Source organism: Streptococcus gallinaceus, from assembly GCF_040545695.1.
GTDB classification, from domain to species: Bacteria; Bacillota; Bacilli; order Lactobacillales; family Streptococcaceae; genus Streptococcus; species Streptococcus gallinaceus.
The window spans coordinates 432,721-445,675 of the sequence record NZ_JBEPMK010000001.1 but is presented as its reverse complement, the minus strand read 5'-3'; the positions used below and the strand labels follow the sequence as shown (position 1 = coordinate 445,675).

The following is a 12,955-nucleotide window of genomic DNA, read 5'->3' as shown; positions in this document are numbered from 1 at the left end:
GTAGTTGGGACCTTAGGTGTCACTTTAACTGGAACTTCCACAGTCTCTGTGTCACCGTTTGGATAAGTGATTATCACTTCAACGGCTGGTTTATCGCCGGCTGTATCAGTACTTGGAATCTCACCAATTGTTGTAATCTTACCGCCAGCTGGAACTGTAACTTTATCTGTCACATCTTTCTCAGTGATTGGAGTGCCTTGTGGAACGGTAATACCTTCTGTTGTTGGGGTTACGCGTGTAATCGTTACTGGAACTTCCACAGTCACTGGAGTCTTATCTTGACCTGTAACAGTAACTGGAATAGTAATCTTACGTGACTCTTCACCTGGTTGCCAATCATCTACTGTTGGTGTACCTGTTAAATGTCCATCACTGTCAACTGTTAAGCCATTAACTGGATTTGGAGTAACAATAGTGGTATTTGGGTCTTTCGGAACAACAGATACTGGCTGACCTGCAACTGGAGTCTTCTCTGGAACTGTATTTTCCTTAACCTCTGGTTGTGGAGTAGCTGGTTTTGGAGCAGGAGTGTTGGTGATAAGAATTGAAGGTGAAACAAAGTCAACTTGTCCATCTTGCTTTGTATATGGCTGTCCAGTATTATCATCAATGATTACAAAGTTCACCATCGCTGTACCTGTAGCCTTAGCACCAGTAATTTCAGAAAAATTATTTTCTGGAGTTCCGTATGTTGTCCCAACTTTTACATAATTTAGTTTAGCATGGTATCCAGACTCTACAATAAGCAATGAAGTAAAATCAAAATTAGCAATATTCGCTAAATCAACACTCTTAGCTGCAGCATCATTGAGTTCTGCTTTAGAACCTGGGATACGAGTACCCGCATACACAATCGTTGCCATTGGTGCAACAAATGATGGTAGAACTGCTCCTAAAAATGCTACTGCCAGCAGGACTGAGGAAACACCGGCTTTATACTTTCTGAAGCCAAAGCGTTGCTGTTGCTTTTCTCGATTTGAATGTTCTCTAAACATATCTTCTCCTTATAATTTTTTAGTCATATGTTAATAGACAGTCTCCACTATAATAACAGTAGAGTTTCACTTTTATTATATAGGAATGGGGTAATCTATTTTTTTCAACTTTCTTTTTATTTTAGGATACCTTTTGAGAAAACTACCAAATAATGGCTTTAAACGGCATGTGTGGCTTCCTACAAATTTGCTCAAAATTAGATATTTCGATATAATAAATCCAACCTCACAATAGGAAATTATATATGATTGAGAATTATATTGAAAAGAAAATAATCCAACAGGTCACTCTAATAAACCTTCTATTAGACTTTAGAGAGATTGATCTCAAGTCTCTATTAGAAATCGCTCATATCAGTGAAAAGGACTTTTTTGCCCTACTTCCACAACTCCAGCAGACCTTTCATGATTCACTAACTATCGTCTGCAATAACGATGAAGTTACACTAACTCTTATCAAGCAAGAGCAGAAGTCTTATTTTTTCCATCAAATTTTCCAGACTTCAACCTTTTTGCAACTTCTCTTCTTTTTGATTCAGGAAGAAGAGCTTCACTTACATGATTTTACAGACAAATATTTTATATCACTTGCAACTGCCTACCGCTTGAAAAATAAATGCATCAGTTATTTGACAAAGGTTGGGTTGAATTGTGATAAAAATACCATTATCGGACCAGAATACCGCATACGTTTTCTTTTAGCGACTCTCTACTATCGCTTCGGATTTTCTCTGTACGAATTCACTGAAAGTGATCATCGAATGGTTTTTGAGCTTATCCAGAATACCAACCCTTACCTTCCCGAAGTTGCTACATCGCTGATTCCTGAAGAACAACACTTTTTCTCTTATCTCATTTTTCTCTCTTGGAAACGACAGGATTATCCTGTCTCCATTCCCTACTCAGAAGAATTTGAAATTTTGAAATTTCATCCCGTATATCCCCCTTTACGTCAGGCTTTGAAAAAAAATTTAGCGGATAAGTTTGAAAATGAACTGACTGACGGGGATATCGACTATCTTTTTTTAGCTTACGGTATCACAGACAATCCTCTTTTCAAGGGAAAATGGCGACTCGAAGTTAGTTCTGAGTTTTTTGTACCATTTTTCGCCCATACCCGTCTCAACTATCTTCTACCTAAATTTGAAGCGATTTTTGGAAAAGAAGTTACAGCTAGTTTTGATTTTCAACTGTCTATCCTGTTCTGTATGAGACGTTTTCTTTGCGATATCCACGACCTCATCCCAGACCATTATCTCTTTGAATACATTGAAAATCTTTATCCAAAACGTTTGTTTCAGATTGTAGAGAAACTCATACGGGATTGGGGAAGTCACTATGTATCTACGAAACACATTGCCAAGCACCATATTGTCTTATTGACAATTCAACTGAGCGAAATTCTAAAAAATCGTCTCAAGCCTGTCCCCCTTGTCATTGTGGCCAATAATCAAGCCAATCTCAACATGATTGCTTCCTTTATTCGGCGCAATTTTACAACCTATACCACCAAAATCCAAACTGTCAATCTGCTTTCCGAAAAATTCATCCCTGAAAATCACACAGAAAAGGCGGTTTTATTAGCAGAACAGCAATACATTCCCTTTCTTAAAGAGATTTACGGTGAAGAACAGTATCAGTATGTCACTATTTCTATCAATTTCAATGATACTCATTACAAGGCTATTTATGAAAATATTCTCGCTATCCGTGAGCGGCAATACGAAGATTATTTGGATGAGCTTTATCACAAATTACACACAAAAAAAGAGTAAGAACTACAGATAAGCCTGAGTTCTTACTCTTTTTTCTATAATTTCATTGCTACTAAGAAAGGAGCTGGGCTCAAGTCCAACTCCTAATTTTATTTGAGCTAGAATTGCAACAAGACACAGTGGTTAGGAGAAAGTCTTGCTATTTTAATAGCATAGTTTTTCCCCTGCACAGTTGACGAGGTGCTTCAGCACCCGACAACCACTGCTGATTGGTATCTTTGTTCACTTTTCAAGCTTCAAAGATAGCCTATGTTGACACGAAAATTTCTCTTCATTTCCAGCCTTAAAAGGTTCACTGAACCTTTTAAGCTGTGCGGAGGTGGGTTAAACAGGTCCGGGGACCTGTTTAAGTTGGAAATAAAACTTGTGGAGCAAGTGTCAAAAAGGTCCAGTGGACGTTTTCTGCCTGAGCTTAAAAATAAGGGAGCGAAGGGAACTCTTTGTTGATTACTATGAGTTCTTTCCCACTCCCATCTTTCTATTTCTTTTCATCATCGTCCATTGAAAGTACTGACAAGAAGGCTTCTTGTGGGACTTCAACTGAACCGATAGCCTTCATCCGTTTCTTACCAGCTTTTTGTTTTTCAAGGAGTTTACGTTTACGCGAAACGTCACCACCATAACATTTAGCCAATACGTTTTTACGGAGGGCCTTGATGTCAGAACGAGCCACGATTTTTTGACCGATAGCTGCTTGAATCGGCACTTCGAATTGTTGGCGAGGGATGATTTTCTTGAGCTTGTCAACAATCAATTTTCCACGTTCATAGGCAAATTCTTTGTGAACGATAAAGCTGAGAGCATCGACCTTGTCGCCATTGAGGAGGATATCCATCTTCACCAATTGGCTGCGGCGGTATTCTGAAATTTCATAATCAAAACTTGCATAGCCACGTGTAGAAGACTTGAGTTTGTCAAAGAAGTCAAAAACAATCTCTGCCAGTGGGATTTGATAGATGACATTGACACGATTATCATCAATGTAATCCATGGTCACAAAGTCTCCACGCTTGCGCTGTGCCAAGTCCATGACTGCTCCGACATACTCTTGTGGAACCATGATTTGCGCCTTAACATAGGGCTCTTCGATGGATTCTACACGGGTTGGGTCTGGGAATTCAGACGGATTGGCTACTTCAATCATTTCCCCATCAGTCGTGTTGACATGGTAAACTACTGACGGTGCCGTCATGATGAGGTCAATGTTAAACTCACGTTCCAAACGCTCTTGGATCACATCCATGTGAAGTAGTCCCAAGAAGCCGCAACGGAAACCAAAGCCAAGAGCTTGTGAAGTTTCTGGCTCAAATTGAAGACTGGCATCGTTGAGCTGGAGTTTTTCAAGAGCTTCACGCAGGTCGTTGTATTTATTTGACTCAATCGGATAGATACCGGCAAAAACCATTGGATTCATCTGCTTGTAGCCATGGAGAGCTTCTGTTGCAGGATTGCTAGCAAGTGTCACGGTGTCCCCAACACGCGTATCTGCCACTGTCTTGATAGAGGCTGCAATATAGCCGACATCACCCGTTGCCAAAAAGTCTCGACCGACTGCTTTTGGTGTGAAAATCCCCACCTCAGTCACATCAAAGGTCTTACCATTGGACATCATTTGAATTTTGTCGCCCGGTTTAACCATACCATTGACAATGCGGACCTGCAAGATAACGCCGCGATAAGCATCGTAGACAGAGTCGAAAATCAAGGCTTGGAGCGGTGCTTCCACATCACCTGTCGGTGCAGGTACTTTCTCCACAATCTGCTCCAAGATTTCTTCAATCCCGATACCAGCTTTGGCAGAGGTCAGAACAGCTTCTGAAGCATCTAAGCCGATAACGTCTTCGATTTCATGACGGACACGTTCTGGATCCGCTGCTGGCAGGTCAATTTTATTGATAATTGGCAAGATTTCCAAGTCATTATCCAAGGCCAAGTAAACATTTGCCAGGGTTTGAGCTTCAATTCCTTGTGCCGCATCAACGACCAAAATAGCTCCTTCACAGGCGGCCAAAGAACGAGAAACTTCATAGGTAAAGTCCACGTGTCCAGGCGTGTCAATCAGGTGGAAAATGTAGGTTTCGCCGTCATTAGCCTTGTAATTAAGCTGAACAGCATTGAGCTTGATGGTGATACCACGCTCGCGCTCCAAATCCATAGAGTCCAAGAGCTGAGCCTGCATTTCACGGCTGGAAACTGTCTCGGTCTTCTCCAAAATACGGTCAGCAAGTGTGGATTTTCCGTGGTCAATATGAGCAATAATCGAGAAGTTACGAATCTTCTCCTGTCGTTTTTTCAATTCTTCTAAGTTCATAGTCATTCCTTTTAGGGTATTACTATTTATTATACCAAAAATGCCGAGATTTTGCTCAGCATTTTTTCTTATTCAGCTTCGTTTATGCTCTCTACCTGTTCTTTTTCAATTGGTGTGGCGAGGTAATTGACACAGGCAAGGTACTCTTGCTCAGTTCCCTCGGAGTAAGCTCTTGGAATCTTCTCCAAGTAATATTGAGTTTCATTATCATATCCCAAATAATGCGCCATTTGCAATAAACGACTATAGTAAGCTGTCTGACCTTCCATTGTCACAGGTTGAGGTTGACAATTTTTCATGGTTTGGTAAGTCTCTTCAAAAGAAACATTTGACGCATCTTGCTCAATTATCTAGGATTGCTTGAAAAATTCTGCATCAGTATTCATAACTTTCCTACTTTTTAGCTTATTGCTAAACCAGTCAGCTCCTGCAAGAACCCCTACAAAAAATACTATACCAATCAACTTAGATCCTGTCGTAGCTAAAATAATAACCGTAATAATAAATACTAAGATAATCAATCCCCATGTTCTCACCTGTGAGAAAAAAGAGACGCTATGATCTTTCATATCCAAACGGTCTGCGTATTGTACAGGTCAATTCATCTTATACTGAATAGCATTCTGGGCATGCAGAGATAGTTTTTTCCCAGCCTTGTCACGGAAACGAAGTTTATAAAAAACTCCAGTTTTCATGCGAATTTTGAGGATATTTTGAATAAGTCCGCGTTTTAACTTAAATCCTTGAATTTGACTTTTAGCGATAATCTTTACATCTGACACTTCTAAAGTGTCAAATGTATCCATTTTAATAAGCGCAAAATAGTCTGGATTTTCTACCAAAACAAATATCTCAATACTCCGACCAGATTGCTGGGTCGCAACCAAGTAAGTTTGCCAATCAAATTGAAAAGCGGGATTCTCTACATTTACCTGCTGGACAAGTTGTTCCACATGTTCTTCTCTTAATACGAATGCCATCCATTCTCCTTTTTCATATCTATAATTCTAATACCTGAATCTCTTCTTCACCGAGTAAAATCAGGTATTTGTCCACTTTTTCTACTTGGTAGGCTTGTTGTAGAGCTTCGGCGTACAACTGCATTTGGCCAGCGTAGCGTGTTTTCATCTGTTCCGCTTCCTGATAGTGGTCCGTTTTGTAGTCAAAGAGCACAATGCGGTCCTCGTAACGTATAAAGCCGTCAATAATCCCACGAAGAACATAGTCTTCTTTGGAAACTGGGTCTTTTTTGAGAAGAGCAAAAGTCGCTTCTCGACGCACCTTGTCCTTATGAAGGAGAATTTCCTGTCCAAGCGGACTAGCAAAGAATGCTAGCACTTTTTCCAAGGCAATTTTTTCCTTAACAGCAGGCTCTACTTGAACTTGTGCCAAGGCCTTCTGCAAAATAGGCATGGTCATGGGAGCAACTAAAGGAATTCGTTGCATGAGCTCGTGAACAGCTGAACCGATTTGCGCACCCGTTACAGTTGCTTTTTTAGAAAAATCAGGTAGGTCAAACTTAGGAGCGATAGTCGTCTTTTCCATGATGTCCAATCCATCGTCAGCCAAGACTGGTTCGTAGAATTTCTTGATTTGGCTAGGCGTGCGAAGACTTGGTAGCTGAATGGCACTTGCGTACTTCTCATTTAGCATTTCTACCGCTTCTAATTGGGCTAATGCTAGGCTGATATCTTCTGATTGGCGATTATCCTTCATGTCATCCGCAGCAATCTTTCCTTCAACTTTCAGCTGACCAATCTGTTCTGGTGTCAAATCTTGGTCGGTGATAAAGGTTTTCTTGAAATAAAGATTTTCTCCCTCAAAAGCTTTCGCAATTCCCAGTATCCAATCCTGAAAATTGGTCATGGACTCACGAGTTGATGCTAGGAGGACACCCGCATCTCGCTTGCCATCGTACTTGTCTGCCAGCTTTTCTTGACTACCTTTTCCGACCAGATAGAGCTTCTTCTCAGCCCGCGTCATAGCGACATAGAGGAGGCGCATTTGCTCAGAAAGGTTGGCAATTTTAAGTTCTCGCTGATTGAGTTGATAGGGCAGGGTATTCATGGACACGCGCACATGAGGGAGCGGCGTCTCGAATTGATCCTTCATATCAGCCAGATACTTGATACCAATCCCATTTTCACGGCTCAAGATAACCGAACCCTTGCTTTCCATGGCGTTGAAATTCTTATCCATATTGAGCAAAAAGACATACTTGAACTCCAGTCCTTTGGACTTGTGAACCGTCATGAGCTGCACGGCATCTTGTGGCAAGGCCACTTCCACATCTGCCAAGTCGTTATCGCTGGCCAAAAGCTTGTCAATCATAGAAATAAAACGCGCCAAGCCCTTAAAACCGGTTTTTTCAAAATTATTGGCTCGTAGTCCCAGTGCATAGAGATTAGCCTGACGTTTGGCACCATTTGGCAAGGCACCGACATAATCATAGTAAAATTTCTCATTGAAAATCTTCCAAATCAAGTCATGAATGGAGCCTATCTTTGCAAAGCGGCGCCAGTCATGTAAGTCGGCTTCAAAGAGGCTAATCTTTTGATGAAGCGCAGCAAAAATGAGTTCTTGACTTGCTCCTTTTCTTTCTAAGGCAAGTCGCATCTTTTCATAGAGATTGCCTTTTTCAGCTTGTAATGCCAACCGAGCCAACTCGTCCTCGTTAAAGTGAAACATGGGAGATTTGAGCAGGGCAACGAGGGCATAGTCATTGAGAGGATTGTTGATGGTGCGCAGAGTGTCCAGCATGATCATGACTTCGACAGACTTGAGATAATTGGCCTCGCCTCCGTCAGATACGATGGGAATGCCGTGTTTTTCAAAGGTGGTTAAAATGGCATCGTTGCGTGTTCGGGATGGAACCAAGAGAGTAATATCAGAGAAAGCAACATTTTTTTCATTGACCAGATGAATGATTTCCTTGGCAACCAACTCCACTTCACCGGAAGTGATTTCCTGCTCAGCAGCATTTTCATCCACATCAGTGTCGTAAACGAGGTACTCCATTTCATTTTCAGGGAGGACAATCTTCTGACTAGGACTACCTGCTACTAGCGTATGTGTCTGGTCGTACTTGATTTGACCGACTTGTCGGTCCATGAGACGAGTAAAGATGGCATTGGTCGCATCTAAGACTTCTGACTGGCTACGGAAATTTTCCTTGAGCAAAATCAACTTCCCGGCTGCTGGATTGCTCTGATAAAGTTCAAATTTTGACTGGAAAATCTGTGGGTCAGCCTGACGAAAACGGTAGATGGACTGCTTGATATCTCCCACCATAAATCGATTCTTTCCGTTAGAAAGCAGGTCCAGCATGCGTTCCTGACTATGGTTATTGTCTTGGTATTCATCCACCATGACTTCATGGTAGCGGTCTTGGTAGGTCCTGCGAATGTCTTCATTTTCCTCCAAAATCTGAATAGCAAAATGGCTGACATCCGAGAATTCAAATGCAGATTCCTGTATTTTTCGTTGCAAGTATTGGTCTGAAAAGTCTAGAACAAAATTCTGCAAAAGTTTTAAGAGCGGAAGAGCCTGACCTTGATAGGCCAAAATGGTCTCCAAGTGCTGCAAATCCGCCAATCGAGCTTTGACCTGCTTAAAGACTGGGTATTTTACCTTGGCGACCGTCACATCGGCTCCCGATGGCAAAAGCGCACTCAAGTCTGTCATCAATTTTCCAAAGTCCTTGTCCTCGCCAAAGGCAACTGGTAGGTCACGCAGACCTGTAAAGATAGTTTGGTGCTTGGTATAAGTCGCGGTCGGTGTACCTTTTGCTGTGACTTGCTTGTAGTCTGGCGAGTCTGTTAAGTCCTGTAAGTCATTCGCTGCCTGCTCCATAGCATCAAATAATCCCTGCATGATAGCATCTGGCAAACTCTCTAGGTTGGTAAAGGTTTCATGTCCACGAAGTAATTTTTCTTGGATCCATTCCTTGGGATTGCTGGTGGATTGGCTAAAGGCATGTACTTGATAAACAACGGCTCGAAAGGCCTTGGAATCTTTGCTGTTTCCAGAGAAATTTTCAACCAGTGCTTGGAAAGTTCGACCATCTTGCCCCGCCATATAGTCTTCAAACAAATCCGCATAGACTTCATTTTTCAGCAAATCCTGTTCATTCTTATCCTGCAAAATCCGAAAATTCGGTGCCACACCAATGGTATAGCCATAACTAGTGAGCAGCTTCTGGGTAAAGGCATCCATGGTCCCAATATCTGCTGTTTCCAGGTCGAGCAGCTGGGCAGACAGATGCTGACGCAGTTGTGGATCAGTCGTTTGGGCGATGGCTTGATGTAACTTCTTCTCAATCCGTTCCTTGAGCTCACCTGCCGCCTTAACGGTAAAGGTCGAGATAAAGAGGTGCTTAATAGCAATTCCGCGCTTGATTTTATCCAAAATCCGCTCCACCACGACAAAGGTTTTTCCTGAACCAGCAGAAGCCGATACGAGGACATTGCTGCCATTTGTATAGATGGCTTCGATTTGCTCCGGTGTTCGCTTTTGTGCGGCTTGAGAAGCTAATTCCGCCTCTTGTAATTGGATGATTTCTTCCGGACTTAAAAATGCTTCAAATGTCATGCCTGACCTCCTTTCTCGTCCATTCTGGCAAACCAGTCTTCGCGTTTACCACCTTTTACCAGCTGACGGGCAAATGGCAAGTGAAGATTGGCCTCAAAGCCAGTTATGGCTTTCAGCTGATCTCCTGCGACGGACTTCCCGTCTTCCGTATAAGGGTTAATGACAAAATTCCCTGATAAAATCTTTTCTGCAGCCTGCTTGTAGAGACCTTCATTGTGAGCGAGTAGGGTCGCCATCTCCGATTCGGTAAAGGTTGTATTCTTGGTTTTGTAGTAAAACTGATTGAGTCGGTTGGTCTCTTCTTCTAAGAATAATCCACGATAAACCAAAGACTTGTAAGCCTCCATAAGCACGCTATCCGCACCTTTTGTATCCTTGAGGGAGACAATCGGATCCAGCATATGCAAATACATCGCGCCAAATATTTTTTCCGTCTGACTGTATTCAGGGTGCTGCTTGATCGCTGCAATATAGGTCATGAGCTGAGGACTAAGACCATTGTAAAAGTCAGCTAATTTGAACTCTTTCTTGCTGGATTTATAGTCTACGACCCCCAGAGCACCGTCCGATCGAATAGCATCCAAGCGGTCAATTTTCCCACGAATGTTAAGAGCTCTGCCATTTTCCAAGGTCAAAAGATTGGAATTCTCTGCTCCAAAAACAGCTTCATCCTCCAAGACATCAATGATGGAGTCATCACGAAGAACTAGAGATGTCGCACGCGCAATGTCCAAGAGCCTCTGCTCCGAAAATTGAGACTCAGCATCCTGCTGATAGAGGGCAAAAAACTCCACTTCCTGACGTGTTTCTTGAATGGCATCACTCAACTTTTCATCAAAATCCGACCGTTCATCTGTCATCACCCGCTCAAAAATTCGATGCAAGAAATTCCCATGACTACGCGCATCTGGATGAATACTTTCTTGCTCTTCAAGTCCCAATACATACCGCAAGAAATAAAGGTATTCATTCTGATAAAAGGTCGTCAAACTGGATGCAGACAATTGCAGCACTTCTCCAGCTGGATAGAGTTTGTCCAAGGTTTCTTGAGCTAATTGCACCGTTTGTAAGTCCGATGACACCGCAGGGATATGAATATTTTCCGTCTCCAATTTTTTCCGCAGATAACGCACAGCAACTGCCCAAAATGTAGCTTCTTCCTTGGTCCACTCCGCCTGAAAATCAGCCCGATTAGCTTCTATCACGCGAGACAAAAGCCCTTTGTAGTGACCTATATCCTGCGCTAACAAGGTCTTTTCTCGACCTTTTCCCAAGCGCTCCACTCCCATCTCATCCAACAGTTTCAGATAGGGAGACAAGCCATCTTCTGCTTCATTGAAAATCTGCGGACTGGACAAAACCAACTGATCCGTCGCTGAATGAATGAGCGACAACATGGTAAAATGATTTTTCTTAGTATTCTCACGGGAAGCCAGTTCAAAATGCCCGGTTTCAGCCGATTTATCATTGATGAGCTGCTTTTCTTCCTCAGTCAAGAGACTGGTATTCTTGGTCATTTTAGGGAAATTTGACTTGCTGAGTCCGATGGCGTAAATCTTTTTAGCTGTATGCGGTGCAATCAAATCATAGGATTTCACATTAACAACGTCCACCGTTGCTGGTACCACACGATACTGACTAGCCAGCATTCCTGTGCGCAAGAGTGCCAAAAACTCCGCCAAGGTCAATTTTTCGTGCCCAAAGATAGTCTTTGTCAGCTCTAAAATATGACAAAAAGCCTTCCAGACCTGCTCTTCTTTTTCCAGAGCCATCTCGTCCAGACCAGCCGTCACTGCCTGCATATTCTCCGCTAGCTGTATTTGATTTAAAAAGTTTGTAAATTTTTGCAGGAGGCTATGACCGGATTGGGCCTGCGCCTTAAACAACTCCTGCAGGGGAGTCATAATGGTCTGGCGCATCTGATTGAGACGCTCCAAGTCATACTTCTGATGCGTATTGGCTGTAAAATCCTTTGCAAACTTGGCCTGCCCTTTGACATCTGCGAAGAGGAGATACTGCTCCAATTTATCCAAGGCATCTTGGCGGAAACTGCCATACAAGCCTGACTTGAGCAGATTGAGCACATCTTCTAATCGAAAATTATAATGCTTGATACGCTCCAAAGACTCCACAAAATGCACCAAGGGATGATGGCTCATCTCCTCAGCCTTCCCTAGATAAAAGGGAATCTCATACTTATCAAAAACCTTGCCTATCTGCAATTGGTAAGCTTCCACATCGCCCAAAAGTACGAGAATATCCTTATAACGATAGCCCGTCTGCAAGTCATGACGAATGGCTCGCGCCACCTGTTCGACCTCTTCTTTTTGATTGGTCACATCCCAGATTTGCAAAACAGATAGCTCATTTTGGCTCATCTCCACACGTTGGTCCGAAAAACTAGACTGATATTCCAAGTTTTTGGCAATCTTGTCCACACTCTTCAAGCCCGATTCATCAGCTAAAAATTCAGGTTTGACTTGAAAAAGCTGGGAAAGGTGCCGTAAAAACTCGACCGGTGCCTGGTAGACATTTCCTTCTATATAGGACGATTGGTAGGACCGTTTGCTGGCATATACCCCGATCACAATCTCTTCAACTCTGGTTGCTAGACTAGAAACCAAGACTTCTTCTTCTGCCGAAAAACGGGTAAAGCCGTCAATGACCAAAGCAACATTTGCCAACTCCGCATCTAATTGTCCAGACTGAACCAAACGCGTGAAAAAGGCTAACTTACTTTCTTGGGCATAATTTTCTTTCCCGAGTGCCACTGAAAAATCCGAAAAAATACGGGTCAAATCCTGACTCTTTTCAGCCGAATCAATCCATTCCAAATCCGAAATCGTTAAATTTGCCGACTGCATTTCCTTGTACAAGGCGAGTAGCTGACCGATGAACTCCAGATCTGTTTTTAACTTGCCATAGACCTTCAAGTCCGTTTCGCCAAATTGAGACAAGACACGGTACATGAGCATGGTCAAGCCAATATCGTCCAGATTATCTGCCTGCTTGCTCTCATTTAAGACAAAATAACGCGCCATTTGCCCAAAACGTGTCACCATGATATCAAAAGAAGCCTGACCATCCAAATGCCCAAGCACCTTTCGCTCCATTTCAAAAGATAGTGAATTGGGCGCAATATAAAATACACGCCTACCCGCCCGTGCAAATTCCTGCGCCTGCTGACTTAATCGAACCGTCAAATCTTGACTCATCTCGCTATATACTAGTTTCATGCTCTCACCCTTTCTCGTCCTTCTATTATATCAAAAGAAAAAGGGATG

General features: G+C 42.5%; 8 protein-coding genes. 1 reads left to right on the top strand and 7 read right to left on the bottom strand.

Translation table 11 applies throughout. The features are described 5' to 3' along the window. Positions 1–995 (bottom strand): Rib/alpha-like domain-containing protein (locus tag ABID27_RS02270; RefSeq protein ID WP_354279922.1); only part of this gene is annotated, 995 nt, incomplete at its 3' end. A 245-nt stretch (positions 996–1,240) separates the two neighbouring features. Between ABID27_RS02270 and ABID27_RS02265 the strand changes: the two genes are divergently transcribed. Further along, the gene (locus tag ABID27_RS02265) at positions 1,241–2,770 is read left to right on the top strand and encodes a helix-turn-helix domain-containing protein (protein ID WP_354279920.1); all 1,530 of its coding nucleotides are present in this window, start codon (positions 1,241–1,243) and stop codon (positions 2,768–2,770) included. A gap of 478 nt (positions 2,771–3,248) precedes the next feature. Here the strand turns inward: ABID27_RS02265 and lepA are convergent, their stop codons facing one another. The 6 genes from lepA to rexB all read right to left on the bottom strand — a co-directional run bounded on the left by lepA (position 3,249) and on the right by rexB (position 12,907). After that, positions 3,249–5,081 carry a translation elongation factor 4 gene (lepA, locus tag ABID27_RS02260; protein WP_354279918.1) on the bottom strand — a complete coding sequence of 611 codons (1,833 nt, stop codon included), beginning with the start codon at positions 5,079–5,081 and terminating at the stop codon, positions 3,249–3,251. 68 nt (positions 5,082–5,149) lie between these two features. Further along, on the bottom strand, positions 5,150–5,380 hold the full coding sequence (locus tag ABID27_RS02255) for a hypothetical protein (protein ID WP_354279916.1): 231 nt from the start codon (positions 5,378–5,380) through the stop codon (positions 5,150–5,152). A gap of 51 nt (positions 5,381–5,431) precedes the next feature. Next, positions 5,432–5,650 (bottom strand): hypothetical protein, encoded by a 219-nt coding sequence (locus ABID27_RS02250; protein ID WP_354279914.1) that lies wholly within the window; start codon positions 5,648–5,650, stop codon positions 5,432–5,434. 27 nt (positions 5,651–5,677) lie between these two features. Beyond that, complete coding sequence (locus tag ABID27_RS02245; RefSeq protein WP_354279912.1) at positions 5,678–6,061, bottom strand: hypothetical protein; 384 nt, start codon at positions 6,059–6,061, stop codon at positions 5,678–5,680. A gap of 19 nt (positions 6,062–6,080) precedes the next feature. After that, the gene (addA, locus tag ABID27_RS02240) at positions 6,081–9,671 is read right to left on the bottom strand and encodes a helicase-exonuclease AddAB subunit AddA (RefSeq protein WP_354279910.1); all 3,591 of its coding nucleotides are present in this window, start codon (positions 9,669–9,671) and stop codon (positions 6,081–6,083) included. Beyond that, positions 9,668–12,907, bottom strand: coding sequence for an ATP-dependent nuclease subunit B (rexB, locus tag ABID27_RS02235; RefSeq protein WP_354279908.1), 3,240 nt, complete (start codon positions 12,905–12,907; stop codon positions 9,668–9,670). Before rexB ends, addA begins: the two co-directional genes overlap by 4 nt. Positions 12,908–12,955: the final 48 nt, after the last annotated feature.

Coding starts and splice junctions, on each gene's coding strand:
- ABID27_RS02265 (WP_354279920.1), top strand. CDS start 1,241: ATGATTGAGAATTATATTGAAAAGAAAATAATCCAACAGGTCACTCTA.
- lepA (WP_354279918.1), bottom strand. CDS start 5,081: ATGAACTTAGAAGAATTGAAAAAACGACAGGAGAAGATTCGTAACTTC.
- ABID27_RS02255 (WP_354279916.1), bottom strand. CDS start 5,380: ATGAAAAATTGTCAACCTCAACCTGTGACAATGGAAGGTCAGACAGCT.
- ABID27_RS02250 (WP_354279914.1), bottom strand. CDS start 5,650: ATGAAAGATCATAGCGTCTCTTTTTTCTCACAGGTGAGAACATGGGGA.
- ABID27_RS02245 (WP_354279912.1), bottom strand. CDS start 6,061: ATGGCATTCGTATTAAGAGAAGAACATGTGGAACAACTTGTCCAGCAG.
- addA (WP_354279910.1), bottom strand. CDS start 9,671: ATGACATTTGAAGCATTTTTAAGTCCGGAAGAAATCATCCAATTACAA.
- rexB (WP_354279908.1), bottom strand. CDS start 12,907: ATGAAACTAGTATATAGCGAGATGAGTCAAGATTTGACGGTTCGATTA.